Annotated in this window: 25 protein-coding genes; 11 read left to right on the top strand and 14 right to left on the bottom strand. The window is 43.2% G+C overall.

Annotation, left to right across the window (positions count from 1 at the left end; translation table 11 throughout):
- Window positions 1–5 precede the first annotated feature (5 nt).
- The 4 genes from A3K86_RS21855 to A3K86_RS21845 all read right to left on the bottom strand — a co-directional run bounded on the left by A3K86_RS21855 (window position 6) and on the right by A3K86_RS21845 (window position 2821).
- Window positions 6–641 carry a putative adenosine monophosphate-protein transferase Fic gene (locus tag A3K86_RS21855; RefSeq protein ID WP_068336629.1) on the bottom strand — a complete coding sequence of 212 codons (636 nt, stop codon included), beginning with the start codon at window positions 639–641 and terminating at the stop codon, window positions 6–8.
- The gene (locus A3K86_RS22780) at window positions 631–807 is read right to left on the bottom strand and encodes a YhfG family protein (protein WP_107270268.1); all 177 of its coding nucleotides are present in this window, start codon (window positions 805–807) and stop codon (window positions 631–633) included. Before A3K86_RS22780 ends, A3K86_RS21855 begins: the two co-directional genes overlap by 11 nt.
- A gap of 80 nt (window positions 808–887) precedes the next feature.
- Window positions 888–1877 (bottom strand): D-alanine--D-alanine ligase, encoded by a 990-nt coding sequence (locus A3K86_RS21850; protein WP_068336626.1) that lies wholly within the window; start codon window positions 1875–1877, stop codon window positions 888–890.
- Between the two features lie 413 nt (window positions 1878–2290).
- Window positions 2291–2821, bottom strand: coding sequence for an SPOR domain-containing protein (locus A3K86_RS21845; protein ID WP_068336623.1), 531 nt, complete (start codon window positions 2819–2821; stop codon window positions 2291–2293).
- 201 nt (window positions 2822–3022) lie between these two features.
- Here A3K86_RS21845 and A3K86_RS21840 point away from each other — a divergent pair, with 201 nt between their 5' ends.
- Together A3K86_RS21840 and A3K86_RS21835 are read left to right on the top strand one after the other, a co-directional pair.
- On the top strand, window positions 3023–3532 hold the full coding sequence (locus A3K86_RS21840) for a DUF2301 domain-containing membrane protein (RefSeq protein ID WP_068336620.1): 510 nt from the start codon (window positions 3023–3025) through the stop codon (window positions 3530–3532).
- Between the two features lie 239 nt (window positions 3533–3771).
- Entirely contained in the window at window positions 3772–6522 is a 2751-nt protein-coding gene (locus A3K86_RS21835) for a bifunctional acetate--CoA ligase family protein/GNAT family N-acetyltransferase (RefSeq protein WP_068336618.1), read from the top strand.
- 126 nt (window positions 6523–6648) lie between these two features.
- On the opposite strand, the gene A3K86_RS21830 is transcribed toward A3K86_RS21835, so the two are convergent.
- The gene (locus A3K86_RS21830) at window positions 6649–7509 is read right to left on the bottom strand and encodes a LysR family transcriptional regulator (protein ID WP_068337202.1); all 861 of its coding nucleotides are present in this window, start codon (window positions 7507–7509) and stop codon (window positions 6649–6651) included.
- A 498-nt stretch (window positions 7510–8007) separates the two neighbouring features.
- Here A3K86_RS21830 and A3K86_RS21825 point away from each other — a divergent pair, with 498 nt between their 5' ends.
- The 5 genes from A3K86_RS21825 to A3K86_RS21805 all read left to right on the top strand — a co-directional run bounded on the left by A3K86_RS21825 (window position 8008) and on the right by A3K86_RS21805 (window position 13334).
- Window positions 8008–8343, top strand: coding sequence for a hypothetical protein (locus A3K86_RS21825; protein ID WP_068336616.1), 336 nt, complete (start codon window positions 8008–8010; stop codon window positions 8341–8343).
- A 392-nt stretch (window positions 8344–8735) separates the two neighbouring features.
- On the top strand, window positions 8736–12233 hold the full coding sequence (locus A3K86_RS21820) for an intermembrane phospholipid transport YdbH family protein (protein ID WP_232322041.1): 3498 nt from the start codon (window positions 8736–8738) through the stop codon (window positions 12231–12233).
- A 39-nt stretch (window positions 12234–12272) separates the two neighbouring features.
- On the top strand, window positions 12273–12491 hold the full coding sequence (locus A3K86_RS21815) for a YnbE family lipoprotein (RefSeq protein ID WP_068336612.1): 219 nt from the start codon (window positions 12273–12275) through the stop codon (window positions 12489–12491).
- A gap of 18 nt (window positions 12492–12509) precedes the next feature.
- Window positions 12510–12833, top strand: coding sequence for a YdbL family probable chaperone protein (locus tag A3K86_RS21810; protein WP_068336610.1), 324 nt, complete (start codon window positions 12510–12512; stop codon window positions 12831–12833).
- 168 nt (window positions 12834–13001) lie between these two features.
- Window positions 13002–13334 (top strand): PBPRA1643 family SWIM/SEC-C metal-binding motif protein, encoded by a 333-nt coding sequence (locus A3K86_RS21805; protein ID WP_068336606.1) that lies wholly within the window; start codon window positions 13002–13004, stop codon window positions 13332–13334.
- Between the two features lie 99 nt (window positions 13335–13433).
- Here A3K86_RS21805 and A3K86_RS21800 read toward each other — a convergent pair whose 3' ends face one another.
- Both A3K86_RS21800 and A3K86_RS21795 read right to left on the bottom strand, forming a co-directional pair.
- Window positions 13434–15710 (bottom strand): peptidase U32 family protein, encoded by a 2277-nt coding sequence (locus A3K86_RS21800; RefSeq protein ID WP_068336604.1) that lies wholly within the window; start codon window positions 15708–15710, stop codon window positions 13434–13436.
- Between the two features lie 79 nt (window positions 15711–15789).
- On the bottom strand, window positions 15790–16023 hold the full coding sequence (locus A3K86_RS21795; RefSeq protein ID WP_068336601.1) for a DUF3389 domain-containing protein: 234 nt from the start codon (window positions 16021–16023) through the stop codon (window positions 15790–15792).
- 305 nt (window positions 16024–16328) lie between these two features.
- Here A3K86_RS21795 and A3K86_RS21790 point away from each other — a divergent pair, with 305 nt between their 5' ends.
- A complete protein-coding gene (locus A3K86_RS21790; protein ID WP_068336594.1) occupies window positions 16329–17441 on the top strand; it encodes a trypsin-like serine protease in 1113 nt (370 codons plus the stop codon).
- A 77-nt stretch (window positions 17442–17518) separates the two neighbouring features.
- Here A3K86_RS21790 and A3K86_RS21785 read toward each other — a convergent pair whose 3' ends face one another.
- A complete protein-coding gene (locus A3K86_RS21785; RefSeq protein ID WP_068336592.1) occupies window positions 17519–17947 on the bottom strand; it encodes a hotdog fold thioesterase in 429 nt (142 codons plus the stop codon).
- Between the two features lie 176 nt (window positions 17948–18123).
- On the opposite strand from A3K86_RS21785, the gene A3K86_RS21780 reads away from it, so the two are divergent.
- Entirely contained in the window at window positions 18124–18927 is an 804-nt protein-coding gene (locus A3K86_RS21780) for a M48 family metallopeptidase (protein WP_068336590.1), read from the top strand.
- A 178-nt stretch (window positions 18928–19105) separates the two neighbouring features.
- Window positions 19106–20047, top strand: a complete 942-nt coding sequence (locus A3K86_RS21775) for a YeeE/YedE thiosulfate transporter family protein (protein ID WP_232322040.1) — start codon at window positions 19106–19108, stop codon at window positions 20045–20047.
- A 58-nt stretch (window positions 20048–20105) separates the two neighbouring features.
- Here the strand turns inward: A3K86_RS21775 and A3K86_RS21770 are convergent, their stop codons facing one another.
- Entirely contained in the window at window positions 20106–20501 is a 396-nt protein-coding gene (locus A3K86_RS21770) for a VOC family protein (protein WP_068336586.1), read from the bottom strand.
- Window positions 20502–20697: 196 nt separating this feature from the next.
- Between A3K86_RS21770 and A3K86_RS21765 the strand changes: the two genes are divergently transcribed.
- A complete protein-coding gene (locus A3K86_RS21765; RefSeq protein WP_068336583.1) occupies window positions 20698–22398 on the top strand; it encodes an ATP-dependent endonuclease in 1701 nt (566 codons plus the stop codon).
- A 7-nt stretch (window positions 22399–22405) separates the two neighbouring features.
- On the opposite strand, the gene A3K86_RS21760 is transcribed toward A3K86_RS21765, so the two are convergent.
- The 5 genes from A3K86_RS21760 to A3K86_RS21740 form a co-directional block, all read right to left on the bottom strand.
- Window positions 22406–23002: a DUF3833 domain-containing protein gene (locus A3K86_RS21760; protein WP_084406724.1), complete on the bottom strand. Its 597-nt coding sequence runs from the start codon at window positions 23000–23002 to the stop codon at window positions 22406–22408.
- 62 nt (window positions 23003–23064) lie between these two features.
- A complete protein-coding gene (locus A3K86_RS21755; protein WP_068336581.1) occupies window positions 23065–23601 on the bottom strand; it encodes a chalcone isomerase family protein in 537 nt (178 codons plus the stop codon).
- Window positions 23598–24200, bottom strand: coding sequence for a DUF2878 domain-containing protein (locus tag A3K86_RS21750; RefSeq protein ID WP_068336579.1), 603 nt, complete (start codon window positions 24198–24200; stop codon window positions 23598–23600). Before A3K86_RS21750 ends, A3K86_RS21755 begins: the two co-directional genes overlap by 4 nt.
- Window positions 24201–24273: 73 nt before the next feature.
- A complete protein-coding gene (locus A3K86_RS21745; RefSeq protein ID WP_068336578.1) occupies window positions 24274–25509 on the bottom strand; it encodes an SAM-dependent methyltransferase in 1236 nt (411 codons plus the stop codon).
- Between the two features lie 10 nt (window positions 25510–25519).
- Window positions 25520–26380, bottom strand: a complete 861-nt coding sequence (locus tag A3K86_RS21740; RefSeq protein WP_068336577.1) for a DUF1365 domain-containing protein — start codon at window positions 26378–26380, stop codon at window positions 25520–25522.
- Window positions 26381–26384: the final 4 nt, after the last annotated feature.

Raw genomic sequence — 26384 nt, 5'->3', positions numbered from 1 at the left:
TAGTTTTATTGTGGGCTATCACTCCAGTGCTCTGCATAGCCTTGGCTGTGATTAATAGGCACTGTGATCTGTTTAAACAAGACAATCATGGGTTTTAAATCACCAAAGTAACCGGCTTGATTGGCATATACCCAATCAGAGAGGCGAATGCCCTCCCAACAGATTTCAAACCCTGCGTTAATGGCAAGCATTTCAAAAAAGATACGTTGCACTCGTCCGTTCCCTTCACGGAATGGGTGAATGACATTTAGCTCGCAATAGTAATGAGAAATGCGCTCGATGAAGTTATCAAATGCTAAGCCTTGTAGCCCATCCTCTTGCTCTAACTCTTTGAACAGACGTTCTGCTTCGCGCTCGATATTCATGAAATGACAAAAGCGAGTTTCGCCTTTGGTGATATCAACGTGGCGTATTTTGCCTGCCCAAGTGTAGAGATCTTGAAAGAGTGTGAAGTGGATATTCAGTAGATAGTCGAAAGTAAGGTGAGAGAAATCAGGCTCAAAATGTTCAGCTCGAACCCGCGTGAAATCACGCTCAGCTAGAGCAAGTTGTTCTTCGTCAGTGATGTTTAACTTGTTAATCAGCACTGTCGAGTCTGGATAACAATCCGGGTCATGACTGACACCATATTTATCTCGCATACGCCTGTCTCAAGCGCCGAATTTCTTCAGCCTCAGTATTGGATGAAGATAACGACTTCACCTCAGGTTGGCAATCAAGTTCAAACCCTTCTAGCTGTAAGCTGGCTTGATAGTTTCTGCGCTGCATTGCCTTAAAGCGCATCCTTTTTTGCTGTTCATCTAGCATAGCGATACCTCTATGCACCTGTTACGAGTATTGCAGGGAAAAAGAAAAACGCCAGTGATTCACTGGCGTTTGGGATGGTATTAAACGGCGCGTTTAATGGCTTGCTCAATGAAGCCTACGAAGCTTTTTCCTGAATGCTCCAACATTTTAGGGAACATAGAAATCGGCGTCATACCTGGGAAGGTATTGATCTCGTTAAGCAAAATTTCGTTATCTTCACTTAGGAAGAAATCAATTCGCGATAGATCTTTCAGCTTCATTTGCACGAAAGCTTTACGTGCGAATTCACGAATTTGTTCGATTTGATTCTCAGTCAGATCGCCCGCTTCAACTGTGGTTGTTGAATGGCTGTCTGCACCGTATTTTTCATCGTAGCTGTAAAAACCATCTTCTGGTGCAGCGACTTCACCTGGTTTAGTGATGATCAATTCACCTTCGTATTCAAAAGCCGCGATTTCAAGCTCACGCGGTTTGATGGTTTTTTCAATCAACACTTGCTCAGAAAACGTAAACGCATTGTTCACCGCTTCCGTTAGTTCTTGCTTGCTTGTTACGCTGTAACAGCCAACTGAAGATCCTTGGCATGCAGCTTTAACGAAGACTTTGCCCCACTTTTCAAGCGCTTGCTCTGCTTTTTGATGAGATTGTTCATTGTTCTCGCTAAGGAAAACATAAGGAGTATTAGGGATATCAATCGCATCAAACCACAGTTTAGTCGTGATTTTGTTGAAGCAATTAGTGCTTGCTTCTGCACCACACCCTAAATATGGCAGGTTTGCCATGTCTAGCATTGATTGAAGATCGCCAGTTTCCCCCGGGAAACCATGTACGCAAGGGATCACGTAATCAACCACGACTTGTTTATCACCACAATGCAGAGTGCGGTCTAAATGCAGCTGACAAAGTGTCCCATCCGCTAAATACCAACCATCTTGCTTCATCTCGACACGTAGATAGTTGATACCATCGATCTGCTGTAATGATTGTTCAATGTAGTTTGCTGATACGATGGATACTTCATGCTCCGACGAACCGCCGCCGCATAATAGTAAAACTTGGATAGAGCTCATTATCATCCCTTGTGGTACTTATTTGATCGCCTTATAGCCACCAAAGATTAACTTTCTTGTTCGACGTAAGAAGCCATCTAGAGAAACGCCAAACACCGATTGATTTCTATAGTAATCAAAAACACTGCACTATGGCAGCATCTACTCCGCGTAATAGCAAAAAACCACAATAAATGACTGTCTATTGACATGAAGTGATGAAAAAGTCGCCGTTTGCAAAGCGATATAAGCTGTAGGGATAAGTGACGGTTTGATAATGGCGTTTATAAGACGAGCAAGTATTTATTTCGATTAGTGTAACCCATAAGGCAAAATCATTACCTAAATAGATCGCTAAATCGCAACCAATAAAAAAGAGAGCACTGGGCTCTCTTTATCATCTTCTCAAGCTAGTAAAACTTAAGCGCTTTGGCTTAGTTCAGCTTAGTCAGCTTCGGATTGTTCGACGCTTTAATATCATCGATTTTACGAATGAATGGACCGAAAGCTTTCACATCTTTTGGTAGTGCATTTAATGCACGTTTTGCTTGCTCACGAGTTTCATAATGACCAAACAATAATGTATACCATGGTAGACCATCGACAGTTTTCTTATTTGTCCAAACTGGTTCATTCGATGGCAGTTTATTCATATAAGTGGTGAAGCCTTGGTTATGACTTAGTGCTAGTACCTGAATGGTATAACCATGTTTCGCCGTTTCTACATACTGATACTTAGGTTTAGGCTCAGCCTTGGGCTTACTAGGTGCAGTTTGTACTACTTCCGTTGTAGTTTGCTGTTGGTTAATAGTCGTACTATTCTGCGTGTTTGCTTCATTCATTGCAGCAATTTGCTCAGCAGAATACACCTCTTGAGACGTTGAACTCACGATCTCTAGTGTTTCAGTATTCGACGTACAGCCAACTAATACCGTTGCTACGGCTAAAACGGCGATTTTTTTCATTGTTTTCCTACCACTGAAAATTTCTGCTGTTATTGTGACGTTACTTCTTATACCAATCAAGCAAAACGTTATGACAGATCAATAACTATCTGCCCCCAGTCACATCAATTGATAGTAAAATCAAAAAGCATTTAATCATCGACAATCAATAATTTGCTTTTTATCACGATTGTCTATTTTTCGTCACATCTGGAGAGCCCAATGGCTGACCCTCATATCAAAAGTCCGCTTGATGTCCTCGACATTATCACTGTTGTTTTATATCGCACTGCATTAACTGTTGGCGCAATTACCCTATCGATCCTTGCTTGGGAATTCGATACTGCCGCTGGAGTATTAGTTGGGGCCGCGCTCATCGCATCATCAACAGTGCATATTTACGACAAGCGTTTTCGCTGGTTAATTCAAGGCAGTGGCTTATTTGCCGCCCTTTGGTTTATGTCTGGGCTATGGTTGCCTCTTGCTGTTGGTGCTGCATTGTTTAGTTTCAGCGCTCTAGCTGTGAAGGAATATTTTTGCTTCCAATTAAAAGTCTTACTTGCAACACCGTTAGCACTTGCAGGTTTTTGGTTCTGCTGGGTATTTGAACAACAGCAAATCAGTATCATCTTTAGTATGTCGGGCGCTATCTTGCTAGCCGTTGCTGCAGCATCAAAATGGCGTATGCCACTGCATTTTGACATTGGTGATAAGAGCCGCTACCAAGTTTAAAACTTCGAACTTAATCCCGTTGACGTTGTTGATTGGTTTCGCAACGTCAACTTACTCGCCAAACGACTAACACAACTCCTAACTAGCTCTTCATCAGTAAAACTGCGTCTGATCACAGCCCTTAGCGGTATATCTCCACCCAAGTAAGCAATCCGCTAGAATCAACAAGATATAACTGTGTTCTAACCTCATTCCATTCAAAAATAATGGCATGGGTATCAAGACGGTGAGAGGTAACGATGAACGGACTCGAGCAATTACTTAAACCAAAATCCATCGCGGTAATAGGCGCTTCGGATAGCCCTAATCGCGCTGGTAATGTGGTTCTCAGAAACCTACTTTCTGGGCATTTTCACGGCCCAATTATGCCTGTCACACCAAAGTATGACGCCGTTGCTGGCGTACTCGCCTACCCGAGTATAGAGAGCTTACCGCGAGTCCCAGATCTTGCCATTGTTTGCACCAACGCCCACCGTAACGTCGATATCATTGAGCAACTCGGTAACAAAGGCGTCAAAGTGGCCATAGTACTGGCTGCGGGAATGAACACATTATCGGCAGACCCATCTTCAAGCTATGAAAATGAAGAACAACGCATGTTCGCAGTAGCGCAACAATACGGGATGCGCATTGTTGGCCCAAATAGCATGGGACTTATTTTACCTTGGCTAAACTTAAACGCTTCATTTTCTCCAATCGCGGCCCACAAAGGTAACATTGCCTTTATTTCTCAGTCTGCGGCTGTTTGCACCACGATTTTAGACTGGGCAAAAAACAAGAATATTGGTTTCTCAACTTTTCTTTCTTTGGGTGATGCTTGCGATATTAACTTTGCTGAGCTTCTCGATACCTTATGTCGCGACAGTAAAACTGAAGCCATTTTGCTTTATGTTGATTCAATTAAAGATGCCCGTCGCTTTATGTCTGCGGCACGCGCTGCAGCACGAAACCGACGGATATTGGTCGTAAAAAGCGGTCGGACGCAAGCTGGCGGTCAAGCAGCCCAACTTCATACCGGTGGTGATGCCGGATTAGACGTAGTGTACGACGCTGCAATTCGCCGCTCAGGTATGTTACGTGTTCATAATACGCACGAACTATTTGCAGCCGTTGAAACACTCGCCCATTCAGTGCCACTGCGAGGTGAACGATTAGCGATAATTACCAACGGTGGTGGCCCTGCAATCATGGCTGTCGATGCACTTGCCGACCGAGGTGGTAAGCTTGCGACCCTGAGTGAAGATACCATCAATAAATTGTCGGAGATTTTGCCGTCATGTTGGTCGCATGCAAACCCCATCGATATTATTGGTGATGCTGATATTAGCCGTTATGAGAAAGCCGTTCGTATTTTACTCGACTCCGATGACTGTGATGCGTTGTTACTCATGCATTCTCCTTCTGCAATTGCCGATGGCAACGAAACCGCTAAGCGACTGGTTCATTTACTACAATCCCATCCCCGAAGTCGAAAATTCAACATTCTTACAAATTGGGCTGGTGAAAACGAGGCGATTAGTGCCCGACAAATATTCGCAGATGCGGGTTATCCTGCTTATCGCACCCCTGAAAGTGCCGTGTCGGCATTCATGCACTTGATAGAGTACCGCCGAAACCAAAAACATCTACTCGAAACCCCTGTCTCATTTGGCGAAGTCACCACAACGCCTAAACTCGCTTCTGCCATCCTCAAAGATTTGCTAGCACAAAATATACAGAGATTAGAGACGCATGACGTTCGCCCTATTTTAGAGAGCTACGGCTTTAATACTTTACCAACTTGGATTGCCAGTGATCCGGCAGAAGCTGCACATATCGCAGAACAAATTGGCTACCCAGTCGCGGTGAAATTACGCTCGCCAGATATTCAGCACAAATCAGAAGTACACGGCGTAATGCTTCATCTAAGAAACGCGACTGAAGTTGCCAACGGCGCTCAAGCCATTTTAGATCGGGTTTCCTTGAACTATCCAAGTGCGCACATTGAAGGCTTACTTGTTCAACAAATGGCAAATCGAGCTGGATCCCAAGAGCTACGTATTACGGTTCACAACGATGCAGTGTTTGGTCCTGTCATCATGTTGGGCGAAGATGCTGCAGAATGGGATATCCGAAAAGATGCGGCGGTTGCGATCCCGCCATTGAACATGGCGCTGGCGCGTTATTTGGTCATCAATGCATTAAAAACGGGCAAAATTCGTCAGCGACGGCTACCTGAACGATTAGATATTCCAGCGCTATGCCAACTGCTAGTGAGAATTTCTCAACTCATCATTGATTGCCCCGAGATCACAGAGCTAGATATCCATCCATTATTAGTTTCAGGCTCTGAGTTGACCGTAATTGATGCCTCTATGACTATCAAGCCCTTTTCTGGCGATAAACAAGCAAGATTGGCCATTCGCCCTTATCCCAAAGAACACGAAGAACAAGCAATATTGAAGAATGGACAGCAAATTTTATTGCGTCCTATTCTGCCGGAAGATGAGCCCAAACATGCCGCCTTTATCGCAAAAGTATCTGTTGATGATTTGTATAAACGCTTCTTCTCGGACGTGGGTGAATTTAACCACGAAGCACTCGCCAATTTCACGCAGATTGATTACGACCGAGAAATGGCCTTTGTTGCGACAATCAAACAGGAAAAAGCCACAGGTGCTCAAACACAAACAACCGCGAATGGAGAAGATGATAACGAATCCATTATTGGGGTAACTCGTGCATTGTCAGATCCTGAGAATTACGATGCGGAGTTCGCCATTTTAGTTCGCTCAGATCTTAAAGGTGTTGGGCTGGGCAAAATCCTAATGGAAAAAATCATCCGCTACTGCAAGCAGCGCGGCATTCATCAAATGAGTGGAATGACAATGCCTACCAACCGAGGCATGATCATGCTCGCACAAAAAGTCGGCTTTCATGTTGATATTCAAATGGAAGATGGGATCGTCGAAATGATGCTGCCACTACAAAACGATACTGAGCAGAATTAATCACTGACACGTTACCCTCTAACGCTCGACGCACAAACAATGAAGACAAGCTCATGCTTGCCTTCGCTGATTCTGTTACTAAAAACGCATATGGCGAATAATGGGGAAATGTAACGAGTTACTGCGTTAGCGAGTATGATTCCACTGTTTCTTCAGTTGCTGAATACACCAGGTTTTCGCTTTACCCATTGTATTGCGGTTCCAAGCTAGGACGATATCTAGTTCATGGGCAGGTTCACCTTTAATCGCAACCAGTTCCCCTTTATCTAATGCTTGTTGTGCAAACGGCAGTGAAATCGTACCTATCCCTATTCCGGCTTTTAATGCCACCAGCTTATCGTTCATTGAACTCACTGTAAGCAATGGCTGATCATCTAAAATATTGTAAGTGATGGGTGGCGTGTTTCTGGCCGTATCCGCCACAGCTATACCACGATACTGCTGGCGCACTTTCGGATCGAGCGGATTATCATGTCTCAAAATCGGGTGTTCAGGGTGCGCGACCCAAAGCGCCGTCAACTTTCCAAGTGGTTCAATTTTAACTTCAGGCGGTGCCACAACGGGCGCTGGCGCGACAACCAAATCAGCTCTATCTTGTGCTAAAGCCTCCCAACAGCCTGCTAAGATTTCTTCTTGAAAACGCAGTCGGGTTTTACTTTTCTCATATAACCCATCCACCAGCGGCAACATATCAAGCAAAGGGATCAAACCATCATAAGCAATAGTAAGGTCTAACTCCCAACCATGCGCTAACGCACTAGCATCAGCGACCATTTCATCTGCAGCAGATAAAATTTGGCGACCACGCTCTAGCAGTAACTTGCCCGCTTTAGTAAATGCCGCCCTGTGACCCGAGCGATCGAAAATAACCAAATCGAGATCTTGCTCAAGTTTCTGTACTTGATAACTCAACGAAGACGGTGCTCGTCCAAGTTCTTCAGAAGCAGCAGCAAAACTTCCGCGTCGATCTATGGCATCTAATACCATTAATGCTTCAAACGATAATAACTTGTTCACACACGCTCCTAGCTAACATATTGTTAAACCTATCATAACCTGATTACAGGCGAACGCTATCCTCTTAAGTGCCTATTTACGCATTTTATTTTGTATATCCCCGAGAATTTTTTAACCCTCCTGCTTTTTCAGTCACTATTGATGAATAATTCATTAATCAGTAGCAGTAAAATGCTTAATGTGTAATTGTGAATAAGTTAGAACTGTAACGTTAAGTACAACACTGCGCATAATATTGATTAAATATTCATTCAAAGGGAATATGGAATTATTTGATCTAAGTTAAATTTTGTATGATGAATATCAGATAGAGTAATCACATCAATTACCTAGGCCAATCGGTAAGGTAAATCAGAACGCATAGAAATTGCGTAGAATTTAGAACAACACTAACGTTTAACTTGAGCTTTTACTCTCACGTTTTACCTTAAGAGTTGTTTCAGCCGCGAAGATACAAAAGGATGTTGTATGAAGTCGTTTCCTAAAGATCTCACTCAAATCATTGAGCAAGCTAAACACTCTGTAGAGCTTATCGATGATTCAAATGCAAATCCTGCACAGTATCACGACTCAAACAATATTGAGTTACAGCAACGTCAATTAGCGGGTGCACAACATCATCTCGATATGATCGAGCAATCGTTAACAAATGCACTAAACGCTATTGAAAGACATGATGATTTAGAGGCTGAAGCTGCGATCGCTGAAGCGCTTAAACACGTGAATATAGATTTGGCGAAGCCACAAGTTTTAAACAAAGAAGCTTTAAACAAAGTTCTTTGCGAACCTATGCTCGCTGGCTAAACACAAGTCAGTTTCAATCACATTTTTAACCCTTATACGCACTTTAGTAGCTCTTTTGGCTACTGCTTACTGAATTCTAATAATAAGTTACTTTGTAACGTAACCAACATGGAATCTCTCACCAATGGCATTTCCTGTCTAACCGCCGGCGGTGAGAACTTTTTTTGTTCTCTCACCAATTCTCCTCGCGAAATTTACATTCAAACGCTCTTCAGAGCCCCCACGCCTCAACTAACCTAAATTTATTTACACAAGCCTCATTAGCAAGCCAGTTTCGGCCTGTCTTAAAGCTGAGATAAAAGAAACAGTATCAAACTCATTAGCTTAAGCTTTACTCCTTTTGGTTAACTCAAGGTATATGCTTATATCAGGCATGTAATTCTGAGAGTAAAGTGGACAAGCACCCGCCTTCGTCAACATCTACATCAAGTAGAGCGCCACAAAACACCGCTGATCTCAGTCAGAGTGATCAGGGATACGATACGCCATCAAAATTAGCAACTGCCAACAAGCGCTCTCGTATACCTTGGCTCAGGTATAGCTTCTACCTTTTGATGATCACATTAATTGCTGCGGTGATCATTGTGCCACTCTGGCTTGCTAGCAAAGGGATCATCATTAATGCGATTTCGGGTATTAAGATCTATCCGCAGATCAAAATAGATCGCCTGTCCGTGTCTATAGCTGGTACCCAGATCAACACCCATCAACTTAGCATTAATAAATACTTTAACGAACAAAGTGCTATCTCTTCAGAGTCATGGCGTATTCAGGCACAACACGCAGAAGTCGCCCTGCCACTTGAAGCGCAGCAGGTATTAAAAGATATAGGCTTGGACTTTCCGTATTTTGAGCTAAACCAGCCAGCCATAAACTTTGCCGATTTAGGTAACCCGTATGTATTTAGTGCCCATACCGAGAGTATTCGCGCCCATTTAATCGATCCAAATACAGTCGATATTAACGATGAACCAATCCAGCAAAGTTTTTCGGCAAAGAAACATACGCCTAAATCAATAACGAATAAACCAATCGCTCATAAGCCAATAACTCAAGAGTTACAGCAAATAAATCTCGTGATTGCCACAAAGCCCTACGTAACTATCACAGGTACCGTTGAGCGTGGAAGAATCAATCTATTCGTTCCTAAGCTTGGTGTTCAAGATCAAGTCATTACAGCTGCGGCAAATGCTAAAAGTGACAATCATGGTAAACAAAGACCCCAGCAAAAAGCTCTAAATGACAACCGCTTACCTTCGCCACGTTACCCTGTCACGCTAAATAAAGGTAACTTCTCTATCGCTTGGCAGCAAGATACGAACCCGCTACACATTAGCGTAGAAAGACTTACCCCTGAGTGGCAAAGCCTACCGCCAATAACAAAACAGCATGCCGAAGATGTCCAGTTTGAAATGGATATTTACCAGCCCACGAAATCTATCAAGCTGCATGCAAAATCAATGACATTAGGCCGGCCAGCAGAACTGCCGACTTTCATTCAACGTCCTGCTAATGAGCAGCGAGGACTGCACTTAGGCGAAACTATCGCAAACCTTGCAACCTTGCCTTTTAACACTCTGAAAGTGAATAAGCTTACCTATGGTGACCTGATCATTAATGCCAAAGTCGTACTGAAAACACCACTAAAACGAAGTGAAACCAAACAAAGACACGCACAGTTTAAATTGAATGGGCAGGTTTTAGCGCCCAACCCTTACGATCTCGATATGCTGTTGATTCACCAAACTGCTAATACCGCAGATTTCAGCGGAAAAGTAAAAGGCCCCAAAGGCAACACCCTCAACTGTGATGCCAATATTGAGTTTGATGACCCTCTACCTAAAACACTGCACTGCGAAGCTAATTTTAAGAATACTAAAGACTTAATGGAGCGATTTGCACTAGAACACCTCCCAACAGCAGAGCTCAATGCGCCATTTAGAGTCACGGCCAATCGAGTCGAGAATACAAAATACAACCAAGTCGTCGATAGAAAGCTGATCGACGCCTATTACAAACTCGCAATTACTCTACCGCCAGAACTCACCGTTAGGCTTAATCGTTTTTCATTGCCGGGTAAACATTTTGCACAAGATGCGCCAATCGAAGTCATTCACCTTACATCCGATGGCGAGTTAGATCTTGCTGCTCATTACAAAAATGAGCGTGTCTCGATTCGAATGACAGACAAACAAGAATCCCTAAAACTAAGAAGTGTGCATAACGACAAGCTAAACTTTAATATCAATAAGTTATCTTGCAAACACCCTAAGTTACAATGTCACTTAAAGGGTAACTATGCCCTGTCCATTAACCAATTGGCACTCGAAAGCATAGCCATAGCTTCAAGAGTAAAGGCACAAAGTCAGCTTGCCTTTGACTGGACAACGGATAGCTATCAGCTTGCTTTAACGAACACCACTATCACAAGTGACAACATTAAGATTGAACCTCAATTACATGCCAAAACATTTAACTCGCTCTCTGCTGAGCAAATTGAATCGCAAATTGCATCAATCACGCTTGATAAACGCTCAGAACAAGCAGCTGTGAGCCTAATAACGGGATCGAGTTCTGACACCCTAAGTGCCGTCATTAAAGCGCAACAGGTGGTTAAAGATGAATTTGGGCAACCGGTAGTACAGAGTCATAACACTAAACGTCATCTACTGCCTGTACAGCAATATGAGAGTAAAACCGAACTCAAGCTCAATTCGCTACAAATGCGAATACCTAACCCGACAGACAGCGAAACAAAAAGCCATCTGCCAACGTTTGATAGCAGGTTCGAATTTATTACCCATTTCAAGCAAAACGACCAACGCTTTCCACGCTTTTCATCCCATAACCATTTTAAAGGTACCCTAGCTCGCTGGCAGCTTGAGTCCGAATTAAAGAACTGGAAATCAGCACCTCTGGCTAAGGTCGCCATTCACCACCACCAGCCATCACAAACCACCAAACTTAAGTTACAGCGTCACACCATTGCGTTTAACCGACTAAAAACACTAAAGAAATATTACCTTCCACAGCTGCCTTTAGATTATGACTTCACCCATGGCAGTATCAGCTATGATGGTCAGTTCACTATCAATCCAAACCAAATTATTGGGAACCTAGGTATTTTTACCCACCAGCTTAGCGGTGATGCCTATGGCTTTCGCTTTGGTAACCTCAATACCTCAATAACCACCTCTTTGACGCCTCAAGGGTTAAAATCACGCTATCCCATTAGTATTCAAGCAGGCTTATTCCACGCAGGCGCGTTATTTGAAAACATCGCAGCCAGTTTAGAATTTGATACCGCCCGCAACCACTATCAACTTCACCGCGCCAGCGCCAATGTACTCGGTGGGAAAATCAGCCTTCACGGTCTAAAAACCAATAACCTCGTCAACGTGCCGCCCCATGATATTCGCGTACATGGTCTCAATCTTGCTTTGTTGATCAATATGCTGGATCAAGAGGATATCGAATTGACGGGAATTTTAGATGGCGTGATCCCACTCGGGATCGAAGATGGATCTGCGATTATAAAATCGGGTCATTTACATTCACGCTATCCAGGCGGGATCTTACGGTATTTAGAAGGATCGACCATAGATCAGAATGTAGAAGCGGCTGGACAAAATAGCGTATTGGTCGTAGGCAAAATTCTCAAAAATTATAACTATCACTCGCTAGCGGTTGATCTAGACTATTCTAAAGAAGGACAACTTAATGCAAGTTCTCGATTTAAAGGCTTCAATCCGAGTTTTCAAAAAGGAAGACCGGTGCACTTAAATCTAAACGTGCAAGATGACATTCCAGCGTTAATCAAAACTATAAACGCGATAAACTCGTCGCAATTGGAAGGTCTGTTCTTAAAGCAGCTTGGTTTGAATGAGTAGAACATTTTATGCGCTAATTGTTGTTAAAGGTCGTTTCCAATGGATATAGTACAACTTAAATTTTCGTTAACTCTCACTCTCCTCGCGTTGGTTTTCGTGACATCAACCCTTGGCTTAACTGGTTGTACCCCTACGGTACAAGTCGCAGCCTCAGACAAACCAATAGAAGTTAACCTGAATGTCAAAATCGAACATGAGATTAGGATCAAAGTCGATAAGGAAATAGATGACTTATTCAGCGATGACGATGTATTCTAATCAGGCAGGGAGATTGCCATGAAAAAATACGTATTTCTCATATTCGCATTTCTGATATCCGCACAAGCATTCGCGCTGGATCTTCAAAATGCTAAAAACCAAGGGCTGGTGGGTGAAACCAATAGCGGATTTATTGCGCCTCTTGCTTCCTCCCCTTCAAGTGAAGTTCGTAAACTGGTTGCTGACGTTAATACTCAACGTGAAGCCAGCTACAAACGCATCTCAGTTTCCCATGGCTTGAGTGTTGCTGAAGTTGGTCATCTTGCTTATAAAAAAGCGATCCAAAAAACACGCTCAGGTAATTACTACCAAAACGCATCAGGTAAATGGGTAAAAAAGTAATTCACGGCTGATTTCATCTCGGCTACTGATACTGTTTCCCTCAAATTCCTGACATCATTCGCTCGCTGCTCTTTGCTAATCCCCTACGCTTATTAAACAAAACCCTTTTTTGTACCTGCATTTTGCTGTATAACGCCCAGCTTAGTTTTAAATTTACAGGTGACGGCAATGTCTAAATTCTTCTATAAAGGGCGCATCGAGAAAAAGCCTAAACACGAAAGCTATGGTTACAACACCAAACGCAGCAAAAAACTAGGTACAGAAGAACTGCCTCTAACATTGTCTGTACAGTCACAAGATCGTGAAGAAGAAATCAAAGCGCTTGTTGCAGAACATGGCTTCTTTGCTGATATCACGATTAATGCCGACCTAGCCGAAAACATTACTGAGCTTGAAGGCCTGATCAACAAGCCAAAAACCACGACTTTTGAAAAAACACCAAACCGTAACGATCCATGTTCTTGCGGTAGCGGTAAAAAATTCAAGAAGTGTTGCGCTTAATCGCATAATGCACGAATGAATAGCAAAAAGGGCATCAACTGATGCCCTTTTGTTTATCGTTATCTTGCTGATTTTATGAAGTAATCAAGCCGAAACAAATTACAAACCCTTGTGATATTGTGCATCACTGGTTAATGTGACGGCGTCACGTAATTGTTGCTTCGCCTCTTCCTTGCCTGCAACTAAATCACTGAAAATAGCCAGCAAACCTGCCTTATCAATCGCGACGTGAGTTTGCGTTTCGATGTCTCGTAAATCAATGAAGTAATGGCTGAATTTACCTGCTAAGTCATCAATAATAGCTGTGTTTAAGAAGTTATTTTGACTGTACAGCGCGTTGTGATCGCCCTTTTGCTTATCAATAATGAACGCCGCATCACGCATGGTTAGAATGGATGTCGATTTCTTACAACCTTTCAAACACTTCGCATCAAATGCTTTGATCTTACAACCAACAGTTTGATGGAATAGGCATTGACGACTCATTAGCATCACAATTGGGTGATAGATACTGTAATAAAGATCGAACGACTGCGGACGAACAATATGCTTAATCTGTTTCTTGTTGATTTCGTTCGAAACAAAGGCACCTGCCGCGTTAAATTCTTCTTTTATACAGTGCAGACCAAATGAATTAGTCATGTTGAGCAAGGGACCCGCGATCCACTCAATACCCATTTGCGACGCTACATAAGCGACACCTGTATTGTTGGTAACAATGCGCTTAGGTTTCACTTGTGCCAAGAAAGCTTTTGCGGCTTCAAAATGTTCACCAATCAAAATAGCCGGGAACCAAGGTACAAGCTCTTCTTCACTAGATTCACGGTACTCCGTAAATAGTTTGTCGAGTTTCTTCAGTTCAGTATGAAGAGAATCAGGTAGCTGGTAATGGATCTCAACACCTTGCGCTTTACACACCTCGATATCTTTCGGGTTCGCAATCAATACCGATAATTTCGCCGCTTCTTGTTGCAGTGGTGTTTTTTCAAGCTGAGGGGTATCAATAGGCGCAATCCACTCTCGCCCATCACGGAACCATTCATTAAGTTGATCACGTAATTCTTTTAAAACACTAAATGGCATGAACACATTGTCAGCGAGGTCACTATCATCAATCGTCGCTACATCATGATCATAATCACTGACGGCTTTAAAGACGGTAAATAACGCATCATGGTCAATAGCAGACGTGTCTGTATAAACTAACACCTCATTAGAAGTGACAGTGTGACGTCGGCTACCTGCTTTAATATCAATAACTAACGGCTCACCGACTTGCCCTCGGAAGCTAAGATGAAGTGGAAGCTTTTCAATGCTCAAATCACGGATTTTGTCGTCAACCGTTTCGATAATAGTCGTCTTTTTATCGTACAGTTCCTGCTTAACCTCTTGTAGCTTATCTTCGCTAGTACAGCTATATACCTCACTAAAGTGCTTAACAGAATTGTCTCGCGGGTTATCAATAAACATGTTTTTATTGATATTGCCTTGCAAGTAAGCATTTGAGAAGTCACGGTTAAATACCGTATAAAGTGACGAGGTATCGGTTAACTGTGCTTGATTATCGCAGTAACGTTGGATCTGTTGATTCCATTGATCAACCACTGTGTACACATAGTGTGATTTCTTAATACGGCCTTCAACTTTCAGCGAGTACACACCAGCATCAGCCAGCGCTTCCATATCAGAAAAAGCAGAGTTGTCTTTCAGGTTCAGTGGGTAATCTTTACCCACATTTGTAGTTTGATATTTATCACGACAAGGCTGACTACAACGACCACGGTTACCTGAATTGCCGTTTTTCACTGAGCTAATGTAACACAAGCCAGAAAAACCAATACAGTAAGAACCATGTACAAAGACTTCCATCAATACATTGTGTTCATCGCGTCCTACTGTGGCGAGGTGTTTGATTTCGTGAATATTCAATTCACGTGATAAGTTCACGCGGCTAGCTGTGAGCTTACTCAGAAAAGCTATCTGACCTTCGTTGTGGGTATTATTCTGGGTAGATGCATGAACATCCAGTGTTGGAAAGTGGTGCTTGAGAATATAAAACAGACCAAGATCTTGGACGATCACACCGTCGATCTTGGTGTTAACTAATTTATTCAGCAAACGAACCAAAGCTGGAATTTCGCTTTCCAGAATAATGATATTCAGCGTAAGGAAGATCTTACAATTATGTTCGTGAGCAAGCCGAACGATGCCGTTCAAGTTATCAAAGGTTAGATTGGTCGCTCTATTACGGGCGTTAAAATTATCAAGACCACAATAGATAGCATCAGCACCTGCGATAATCGCCGCTTTAATCGACTCAAGATCGCCACCTGGCGCCAATAACTCAAACTGGTTTCTAGTAGAGACAGAACTCACGTATTACACTCCTTACTTTTAGCAGGGGTATTCTACGTGGTTCAAAGTGGTAATACCAATCCAGTAAGGTTGGAAGTGTTTAAGCTTTAATCGCTATACCAATTTCAGTGGCGAGTGCTTCTAATTGCTCTGCATTATCGAGGCGAATAGACCATTGCAGCCCACTCCCCGTTGCGGTGATCACATTAGCACCACCAATCAAAGTGACTTCATCAACCTGCGCCTGCATGGTGACTCGCGCCTCGCCATCAAGTCGAACAACAATCTCATGCTGATTGGCAATGATTTTTCCAGTTGAAAAGTTAATGATCACTATGGTTTCCTTATTACTACTGTTAAAGCTTGGCGCTAACGAGAAATACGCTGCTAAGCACTACGCAAAGCGCCATATGCCGTGCATTCTAACATTAACCAATCTCAGTTGGCGTTTTTGATATCATTGTTCTTTATGTTCATCTAAGCCATCAAAAAGGAACTGATACAGCAACGCAATTTGATGCTCTGCACAATTTTGAGCATCCCCCATGACTAATAGGATTAATAAGTAAACTCATCCGACCACCACCATGTAATTTATACGGATAATTGATTGCTTATATACCATTTAAGCATTCCATCATGAATAAAAATAAGATTGTGGCTTCTCACAACATTGCGCTTGCACTCGTACTTTCTGCTTGCACTGGAACCGCAGCAGCCAGCAACACCGTAACAGACACAATTCCTGTCATGATGCCCAAAATTATTAACGGCATTACTACACCTTCCGACAGTTTGCCTTGGCAGGTTTCTGTTAACTTTGTTTGTGGCGGTACCATCATTAACAACCAATGGGTACTAACGGCTGCTCACTGTGTCATTAATAAAGACACAAAGGTTATCAATACACCGGATCAAGTGAACATTTTCGCACATGCTGAAAATATCATGGATAACACCAAAGGAAGTAATTACACGGTATCAAAGGTAATTGTCCACCCTGGCTATTTAACCGACTACCGTCACGATGATATTGCCTTGCTTAAAATTAAAGATAAGTTTGATGGCAATAACGATACCAAATTCCCGGAAAACACAGCGATACAATTGCTGCAAGGCAACAAACAAAAGGAATTAGATAACGTAATAGCAAGCAAGTGGGTTGAGAATCAAAAACGTGATGCCTATTTACTTACTTCGGGTTGGGGCTCTACGGATGGTCGCGATCCAGATAACAGCTCGACCAATATTCTTAAACAAACACTATTAACTGGGGTTCCAGATAATATTTGCGATCGCGATTGGTCATCACTTCCTCATGAAAAAGTCATCTGCACTAACTCACCAGATCCTGCCCTTGCGACTGACTCATGTTTTGGTGATTCGGGAGGCCCGTTGGTATGGCAAGACCCACAACATATCAGTGATTCAGATAAAGGTTTACGCCTAATTGGTATTGTAAGTTATGGCAAACGAGAGTGTGGCACCACCGAAGCTGCTGTTTACACTCAAGTCAGCAACTACATTACTTGGGTTGAAACTCAAATTGGCGAAAAGCTACCATCAGCTTCGACTTTCAATATCGATCCTTTTAAAGCCGATTACTCAACTGCCCCTAAAGATCCTGTGGTACCTATCCCATCATCAGGTGACGAAGACAGCGGTGGTAGCACATCCCTTTTCGGTTTAATCACATTAGGATTACTTAGCGTTTTTCGACGCCGTAACAGTAAAACCGCAGCTAAGCGTTAACCAGCTTCAATCAAAAAGTCAGTATTCATGATCACTGATGAATACTGACTTTGTCTTCTTACAAATATAAAGAACGATTAACCTTTATTCTTTCCCATTACCGCCATGGTAATACGACTGGTACAAACCAAACGGTCGCGTTCGTCTTTTAGTTCTATTTGCCACACTTGTGTCGTCATACCGATATGAAGTGGTGTAGTTGTTCCTGTAACGAAACCAGTACGCATTGGGCGTATATGATTGGCGTTAATATCAAGGCCAACACAATAACGGCCTTCATCTACACATAAGTTTGCCGCAACTGACCCCAAGGTTTCAGCCAACACAACCGATGCGCCGCCATGCAACATACCAAAAGGTTGATGAGTACGTTTATCGACAGGCATGGTTGCTGACAGACTGTTGTCATCAAACTGGGTATAGCGAATGCCTAAGTGCTCGACCAAGGTGTTTTCAGAGCTTTTATTCAGTGCATCTAAGTCTATCTTTTTATGCCAAATTGCCATGATTTCTCCTTAAACTTTGAAACTGATCTTAATCCCTATCGAATGATGACGAAAAGCCTTTTTTGCCTACTTTTCAATTCAGGCTGTCATGCTTCATACTTATAGCAAGTGAAAACACCCTATATACGTAATATCTGGTCAAACTGACCTCTCACACCTGCGAATGGAGTATCGCGATGCGTCATTGTTCTAAATTACTGCTCAGTAGCATTATTGCTAGCAGTGTGTTTTTGTTAAGTGGTTGCTCTAGCTCACCAACAGGACGCCAGCAGGTCTTGTTATTTTCCGAGCAAGACATGTCTCAACTCGGCGCACAATCTTTTGAACAACTAAAACAGCAAGAAAAAATCAGTACCGACACCAAGAAACAGCGTTATGTTCAATGTGTCACCGATGCGATCACCGCGAAAGTTGGTCCGCAACCAGGCTTTGATAAATGGGAAGTGGTGGTTTTTGAAAGCAAACAAATCAATGCTTTTGCCCTACCGGGTGGCAAAATCGGGGTTTATACCGGCTTACTTAATGTCGCCACCAACCAAGATCAACTTGCCACTGTGATTGGCCATGAAATCGGACATGTATTAGCACAGCACAGTAACGAACGTTTATCTCGGTCACAACTTGCTAATGCTGGCTTACAAATTTCGAGTATTGCCCTTGGCGGACAGCAATACGGAGACGCGGCAATGGCTGGACTTGGGCTGGGTGTTCAATATGGGATCTTAATGCCATACGGACGCGCACAAGAATCTGAGTCCGATATTATTGGTTTAAAACTCATGGCAGAAGCCGGATTTGATCCGTACCAAAGTGTTGAGTTATGGAAAAACATGGCTAAAGCCTCCAACGGTCAGCAACCACCAGAGTTACTCTCAACTCACCCTTCTCACGACACTCGTATTGACGATCTTAAAGAAGGCATTACCGAATTACCCGCTTACGATCCATCTAAACCCAACTGTGATGCTTTAAGGTCATAGTGAGTTATTTTCACGCCACAGGGCTCATTTAGCGCTGTGGCGTATTCACTTTATTTTCCTACGAACTCATATTTCAGCAGCCTTCTTCAACCTTTATGACTTTCACAGTAACCTCACTCTAATCTGTACCTTACAGCCAATAACTATAATTTAGATTTACCGTAATAAAGGCCTGCTCGTGGTTTACATCGCTACCTTGTTATTGGCATTGATGGTTGGATTTCTCGCCCAAAGAACTGGGCTCTGTATGGTTCGAGGCACACAAGAATTATGGGCAAAACGCCCTGGCTTTTTGCTGACCATCTTACTGTGTGGCTTTTGGTTTTGGCTTATATTGCCGACAGGCGCAGCAATACCAGAAGGACTAACTCAACAGCGTTTCACCATCAGCCCTGCTTTTCTTCTTGGTGGGTTCTTATTTGGCTTAGGTGCTGCCATCAATAAAGGATGCAGTGTCTCAACCATAAGTAAACTCGCAAAGGGCCATTATTATATGCTGGCAACCGTTGCTGGCTGGATCATTGGCTGGTGCATTCTGACCGCCACACCTCATAACCTTAGCTATACGTCGCTGGCGTCACTAAGCACACCATCTGCAGCCGTAATCGTCATGTTGTTTATTTTAATTTGCGGCATTTTCTTTATTGTTCCACCAGAAAAACGAGCGATCTTGCTCGGCATCGTTCTCTTCGGCATTCTTGCCAGCATCTTAACGTGGTTGTTACCCGAATGGTCACCTAGCCAACTATTAAAAGACCTTACCGCTACGCTAGTGCACAGAGATAATTCTTTTATTCCATCTCTACAACGCTTTCTTGTTATTGCTTGTCTCATTGTTGGCATGGCGCTCGGTGCAAAATCACGCCTTAGTCTAACTAAATTTGAACTGCGCCCCAGCCAACTGGCTAAACACATGATTGCAGGTCTCATCATGGGCATCGGTGCTTCGCTGGCACTTGGAGGAAATGATTCGCAGCTATTACTAGCATTGCCGTCTTTCTCACCTGCAGGTGCTGCAAGCATCGCAATGATTATTGTAGGGATTAGCTGCGGGATGGGACTTCGTCGCTTAAAGCATAAGATTTCATCGCATATGCCTCATAACGAAAATAGGCAGTGATTTTAACCACTGCCTATTCAGTATAAAGCTAGCTATGTCAGCAACTTAACATTTATGCTTACTGGTAACGACCATGACGCCACAAGAATTCAATTTTGTAACCATCAGGGTCTTGAACAAAGAAGAACTTGGCTAGCAATTCACCTTCACGGAAAAATTCTTTAATTTCCGCAGGCTCGTAACCGAATTCTGTCAATTTTTGATGCTCAGCTTCTAAGTCATCTACTGCTACAGCAATGTGACCATAGCCAGTACCGTGAGTATATGGCTCTTCAGTACCTTCGTTCCAAGTTAGCTCAAGCTCCATGTCGTTTTCATCGTTACGTAAGTAAACCAATGAAAAACCTTCAAAATCAAGCTGTTCAGCGATATCTAAATCTAACGCTTGCTTATAGAAGCTCAACGATTTTTCTAAATCGCGCACACGTACCATGCTATGAATAATTTTCGCCATCTGACACTCCAAATGCATTGTTTTATTTTTGTTGGCAGATAATAGCAATCGTGGTCCTTACGCTCAATCCCAACTAAAAAGCTAACCCATTGAGATTCAGTTAATTTTTCTATTTGTGATTACTGCGCCCATTTTTTCCTGCTTTGTCATGTAATCTTTATTTATAGATGAATTACGCTATAACGTTGGAGTGCCTATGCATCTTGAACGCATTGAAATTTCAGGCTTTCGTGGCATCAAACGCATGTCGTTAACCTTTGACGAACTCACAGTGTTGATTGGTGAAAATGCATGGGGTAAATCAACCTTATTAGACGCACTCAGTATTGCTTTACCACCCGATGCATCACTCTACACCTTTAAGTTTTCCGACTTTCACGTCGATTATGCGGCCGGTCATGAAAAGATGAACCAGTTGCATATTGTGTTGCACTGGTATGAAGACTATCCATCGGAATATAAAGCCCGTCGATATCGCGCTTTTGCCCCACTTTGGGTAAAAAAAGATGGAATGCGACACCTGTATTATCAAATCACCAGTTCGATTCAGGACGATAAAGTCATCACTAGTAGAGACTTTTTAAATCGCAAAGGTGAGAGAATCCAATGCGACAATACGGACAAGCTCGTCAAGCAACTGATGGTACTTCACCCCGTTGTTCGTATTCGAGATGCGCGACGCTTACGCGACACGAATCTCGACCTTCCTGCTGCTAAAAATCAAACCAATGGCAGCAAAAGCACAGCCAAAAACACCGGTAAAGAGAGCACGAAAGAGTTACGCCCAACGAATGGGCGTATTGAAAAACGGCTTGATAACACTTGCCGCCGCTTAATGACCAAACCAGGTCATGTTAATGCGGGTGAGATTAAAAGTAGTATCAATGCCCTTCGTTCACTGGTCGATCACTACTTTGCATTCACCCCCCATAATCGAAGTGAAAAATTCAACCGCGCACATTTCCCAAGCTTTAGCCAGTACAGCACGAACCCGCTAGAACAACTAAGCCACCCACAAATGACGAAACAAAGCCGCTTAGTACTGATGGGGTTACTCAACTCGTATATTCGTGCTCGCGGCCCTGTTGAACTGAAGCGAATCTCACGTCCCATTATGGTATTGGAAGATCCCGAGGGGCGTTTACACCCAACTATTTTGCATCAAGCATGGGCATTCATTGAAAAAATGCCGATGCAGAAAATTCTCACCACAAATAGTTCTGAACTGATCTCGATTGTGCCGATTCACAGCATCAAGAAATTGATCCGTGAGCCTGATAAAACCCAACCTCATTCGCTTACACCAACCACGTTATCGAAAGATGAAACTCGGCGGGTGTCTTTTCATATTCGTCTTCATCGACCAAGTGCCCTGTTTGCCCGCGCTTGGTTATTAGTCGAAGGTGAAACTGAAGTCTGGTTATTTAACGAATTAGCACAGTTATGTGGTTACCACTTTGCAGCAGAAGGCGTGCATATTTTAGAGTTTGCCCAAAGTGGATTGCGTCCCTTGATCAAAGTCGCACGCTGTATGGGGATTGAATGGCACTTAGTCTCTGATGGTGATATGGCTGGGCGCCGCTACGGTGATACCGTGCGTAGCATGTTGGGGAATGATGCAGAGCGCCACCGCTTGACCGTATTGCCCGACCGCGATATAGAGCATTTCCTGTTTAACAATGGCTACGAGCCTCTATTCCGCCACCTTGCTAAGGTACCGGATGACGCACCAATGCCGCCGAAGAAAATTATTCACCGCGCATTAAAACGGTACGCAAAACCAGATGTTGCCCTTGCGATGGTGGCGTATTCAGATGAACACGGACAAGAAAAAATACCCTTGTTAATCCGCTGGATTTTAAAACGTATCGTCGCGATGTCTCGAGGGTTGGGCTAAGTCGCACTTATTCTTGCTTTTCAAAGAACAGCGTCACTTTGCCCACATTAACTCCAAACTTAGACATGGTGGCGACATTAAACATCCGTTTGTCGTCTTGGCGGAACATCCAGTCATCAAAGCTGATGTCGTAAGTTGTATCATCCACAGGCACGCGTAACACATATTGCCAATGAAGCGCATTACCTGAAACAACGCCGTTTGCCTCACCAATGACATCGTCAGCTTCACCGATATAGGTTCCATCAGCACGAGCAGTGATTTTCCAGATCCGCTGTTGCTTTTCACCATCATCAAAGACAAAGTCTTCGGTAAGCGTCAGAAGTTGTCCTTGAATTTCCCCTTGGATTTGTACTTCAAATCGACGTGTCTGCTGACCGCTTCGATCTTGTAACATCCCCCATGCCAACACCTCTCCTTCAAAAAATTCAAACAGGGCAAATTCAGGATCTGTGTCTTGATAATCAGCAATCGAATGAGAGCAAGCGGTAATCACAAAGAGTGTCGCTGAGGCGAAGGAAAATTGAATGCTTCTTAGCAGTGACTTTTGAAAATTTGAAATTAGCCCGGATTGTGTTTTTTGCGTTGACGAAGACGTTGGCATTGGCTTTCCCTTTTAAAGCCAAGTGACAGCGTCACTGACACTTGGCAATTCACTTATTGTAATTATGACGACTGACCAATTAACTGCTTTCTTAATTTTGGATAGGCGGTTTGAGGCGATAACCAAATATCAATAAAGGCTGCCGCCATCTTGCCTGTAGGTAATTGCCCTAATTGCTGAATACCTATTTGGGTTTGCCCATCAAAATAGAAAGTTCCTTGGTTGCCATTTAGTTCGAAGATCAATCGATCTCCTTCTTTCACGTCAGGCCAAATCGCATCTAACTTTGCTAACCATTGCTGACGTAGCGCAAGACTCACACCAAGGTGTTTCCATTGGTCATCGGTAGCTTCAAGCAAGTCGTCTTTATCAATATCTCGTTGGTAGCGAATCACCAAAGCTAAAGGTTGATTGTCGCCAAGATACTGTCCATTTGGCGTTCGTAACTCAGACTGATAGATATCCCACGGACCCCAAGACAATTGTGCATAACCAACTGATTGCCAAGAAAGCCAATTGGGCGTGCTCCCTATTGGATTTGCACTCGCGGTAAATGTTATTGATGAAAGTAGCAGGCTAATTATTAATAAAGGCTTCATGATGACCTCTGAGATGCTGAAAACACACTCAGAAGCGTCAGTAAGATGTATGAAAAAACCAGCCAACACAAAGCAACCATTACAGCCGTATTTACCCAGCCCAGCGGCCACTCAACCGCTTGTAATCTATTACCTGCGATGTAACTCAACATACCACCAACACTTCCTATAATAAGTAGTACGTTGGATGAGTATGATTGGATTACTTTTCTGATTATCCAAACAAAAGTTGTAAACCCAAGCCATAACAAAGCCAGCCATAACGGGAACAAGGTATCTTGAAAGTGGTAGAATCCTAAGCCGCTGAGGGCAAAGTCCATAGCGATACCCACTAAGCTCGCTGATACGACAAAACGACCATTAACAGAAAAAAACCACCAAGTTGCCAGTAGCATCGCAACAAGGAAATAAATAAAGCGATATTGCCCCCATACCGCAAACACCCAAAATACGTTAAAAGCGAAAGTCACCATAAAAAACTGCATTTTACTGCTATATCGCACTAACTTTTGGTGACTTGCTATTTCATCTTTCGCTGATTTTTTGTCAGCGCCAGAAATCGCATCTTGTTTCGAGTCAGGTTCTGAATTATTGGTCATGGGAGCACTCCTGTTACGTGAACATCGGCTTTACCTTGCTAAGCCGTCACCTGTAGCAATAAGTAAACAACACTTAACGCCATTGTGGACGACTCATCAATAGCTGCACGGTACTGATACTGCGCTCTAAAAATCCCCCTTCGCAATAGCAGAAATAATAGCGCCACATACGAATAAAACGTTCGTCATAGCCGAGTTCTTGTAAGCGTTCGGCTTGTTGATTAAAGGCTAAATGCCAGTCAGATAACGTACGCGCATAATCCAACCCAATATCTTTTAAATCACGCACAACAAAATCAGTATGGCGAGTCATTTGGTCTAAAAGTACAGTGACTGATGGCAAGAAACCGCCCGGGAAAATGTGCTTCTGGATAAAGTCGACCCCACGGCTATAGCTTTCATAACGCTGATCAACAATGGTGATCGCTTGTAGCGCTAACAAGCCTTCAGGCTTAAGCAAAGATTGACACTTTTTGATATAGGTCGTGAGGTACTCTTTACCAACCGCTTCGACCATTTCAACCGAAACCACTTTATCGTACTGCCCTGTAAGATCTCGATAGTCATCAAGCAACAAGGTAATACGCTCACCCAGCCCTTCTTGTTCAATACGTTCTTTCGCCCACTGATGTTGCTCTTTAGAAATGGTGGTTGTGGTTACTCGGCACCCGTAATGTTTCGCAGCATGGATCGCTAATGCACCCCACCCAGTACCAATTTCCAATAAGTGATCCTCTTTGCTCAGCTTCAATTGCTGACATAAACGATCCATCTTATTAAACTGCGCCTCGGCCAACGTATCTTGTTCATTGTGGTAAATCGCACTGGAATACAACATTTCTTTATCTAGAAACGTTTCGTACAAGGCATTACCCAAATCGTAGTGGGCAGAAATATTGTCTCTGGCATTTCCCTTGTTGTTACGTCGTAACTTATGGCTGATCAATTCGTTCAGTTTGGTTAACCACCCAGTCTTTGCCTCGATAGCATCAAGAGACGGTAAGTTACGCGCCAACACTTGTACCACTTTAGTCAGGTCTGGTGAATCCCACCAGCCATCGATGTAAGCTTCGCCTGCAGCGATACTGCCACCAGATAATAAGCGTTTATAAAACGCAGGATTATCAACACAGATTTGAGCTTGTAATTCAGCACTGCGATCCCCGAAAAAATGGGTATCGCCTTGGTGTTCTATCACGGTCAAACCTGAACCTTGGAGCTGACTTAAGGCTGTAAAAATTACTTTTCTCGCCGCATTCTGCATCGGAGTTACTTTTGTAGCCTGTTGATTAACATCACTTCTATACATTGGTAATTCCTTATTTTTCTAATTCTGAGGCTGGCTTAGTGGCAGGATGATCATGAAATGGCACGCCTTTTATCCACAACTTCAAGGCTTGCCAGTAAATACCGAATACAACTTTGACTGTCATGATTGGTGTAACCATCATTTGTTTTCGTAACTCAGCCGCAGTAAACGGATGGTGTTTCATCACCATGGTGGCATCGAACACTTTACTACCTTGAGGTGAGTCCATTATGACAGTCCCATCTGCACTGATCTGAGTATGATCATCATGAACTTCGAGATGCACTTTCAGTTGTTCATCAGGCTGGTTGAGCTGCCAGCGATATTCTTGCGACATAGGGTTAAACGGTGACACATGAAAGGCTTTAGGTGCATGCCATTGACGTTGTTGCCATTCAGACTTGGCTGGCACCGCATAATAATGGCGTTCATTCCACGGAGTATTACTCACCTCCGCTAGCATATAGCGCCACTGGTTGTGCTCGTCGAACACGTAGTAAAGGTTTAAAGGGCTGAAATAAAGACCAAAATAACGTAACTGACACAGCATGAAGACTCGACCTTCAATGACCTCACCCGTTAATTCTGTGACTTTCTCTTGTACTGCTTGTTTTACTAAGGTGCTACCCGATAAGTAGTCGGCAAAACTAAAACGAGCCGGATTCCAACGACCAAAACCAAATCCTTTAACCTCATCGCAAAGCTGGTCGAGCTCATCCAAATCAATAAACGGCATAAACATCGGATACTCAAACGCATGCGTGACCGGAGTAAAACGGCGATGGCGAACCGTACCAACGTAAATACCCGACTTAGGTAAACACAGTGACGATGATGAGCTAGATGTAGGAGACAAAGTCTGCGTATTCATACCA

This window comes from Photobacterium jeanii, assembly GCF_001650345.1.
GTDB classification, from domain to species: domain Bacteria; phylum Pseudomonadota; class Gammaproteobacteria; order Enterobacterales; family Vibrionaceae; genus Photobacterium; species Photobacterium jeanii.
The sequence above is the reverse complement of the archived record's forward strand: the minus strand, read 5'-3'. Positions and strand labels throughout refer to the sequence as shown.

Bases quoted from the DNA above. Each gene is read 5' to 3' on its own strand.
- A3K86_RS21755 (WP_068336581.1), bottom strand. From the start codon at position 23,601: ATGAAGCCTTTATTAATAATTAGCCTGCTACTTTCATCAATAACATTT.
- A3K86_RS21850 (WP_068336626.1), bottom strand. From the start codon at position 1,877: ATGAGCTCTATCCAAGTTTTACTATTATGCGGCGGCGGTTCGTCGGAG.
- A3K86_RS21815 (WP_068336612.1), top strand. From the start codon at position 12,273: ATGGATATAGTACAACTTAAATTTTCGTTAACTCTCACTCTCCTCGCG.
- A3K86_RS21845 (WP_068336623.1), bottom strand. From the start codon at position 2,821: ATGAAAAAAATCGCCGTTTTAGCCGTAGCAACGGTATTAGTTGGCTGT.
- A3K86_RS21750 (WP_068336579.1), bottom strand. From the start codon at position 24,200: ATGACCAATAATTCAGAACCTGACTCGAAACAAGATGCGATTTCTGGC.
- A3K86_RS21760 (WP_084406724.1), bottom strand. From the start codon at position 23,002: ATGCCAACGTCTTCGTCAACGCAAAAAACACAATCCGGGCTAATTTCA.
- A3K86_RS21855 (WP_068336629.1), bottom strand. From the start codon at position 641: ATGCGAGATAAATATGGTGTCAGTCATGACCCGGATTGTTATCCAGAC.
- A3K86_RS21770 (WP_068336586.1), bottom strand. From the start codon at position 20,501: ATGGCGAAAATTATTCATAGCATGGTACGTGTGCGCGATTTAGAAAAA.
- A3K86_RS21830 (WP_068337202.1), bottom strand. From the start codon at position 7,509: ATGGTATTAGATGCCATAGATCGACGCGGAAGTTTTGCTGCTGCTTCT.
- A3K86_RS22780 (WP_107270268.1), bottom strand. From the start codon at position 807: ATGCTAGATGAACAGCAAAAAAGGATGCGCTTTAAGGCAATGCAGCGC.
- A3K86_RS21835 (WP_068336618.1), top strand. From the start codon at position 3,772: ATGAACGGACTCGAGCAATTACTTAAACCAAAATCCATCGCGGTAATA.
- A3K86_RS21765 (WP_068336583.1), top strand. From the start codon at position 20,698: ATGCATCTTGAACGCATTGAAATTTCAGGCTTTCGTGGCATCAAACGC.
- A3K86_RS21740 (WP_068336577.1), bottom strand. From the start codon at position 26,380: ATGAATACGCAGACTTTGTCTCCTACATCTAGCTCATCATCGTCACTG.
- A3K86_RS21810 (WP_068336610.1), top strand. From the start codon at position 12,510: ATGAAAAAATACGTATTTCTCATATTCGCATTTCTGATATCCGCACAA.
- A3K86_RS21780 (WP_068336590.1), top strand. From the start codon at position 18,124: ATGCGTCATTGTTCTAAATTACTGCTCAGTAGCATTATTGCTAGCAGT.
- A3K86_RS21790 (WP_068336594.1), top strand. From the start codon at position 16,329: ATGAATAAAAATAAGATTGTGGCTTCTCACAACATTGCGCTTGCACTC.
- A3K86_RS21825 (WP_068336616.1), top strand. From the start codon at position 8,008: ATGAAGTCGTTTCCTAAAGATCTCACTCAAATCATTGAGCAAGCTAAA.
- A3K86_RS21785 (WP_068336592.1), bottom strand. From the start codon at position 17,947: ATGGCAATTTGGCATAAAAAGATAGACTTAGATGCACTGAATAAAAGC.
- A3K86_RS21840 (WP_068336620.1), top strand. From the start codon at position 3,023: ATGGCTGACCCTCATATCAAAAGTCCGCTTGATGTCCTCGACATTATC.
- A3K86_RS21805 (WP_068336606.1), top strand. From the start codon at position 13,002: ATGTCTAAATTCTTCTATAAAGGGCGCATCGAGAAAAAGCCTAAACAC.
- A3K86_RS21745 (WP_068336578.1), bottom strand. From the start codon at position 25,509: ATGTATAGAAGTGATGTTAATCAACAGGCTACAAAAGTAACTCCGATG.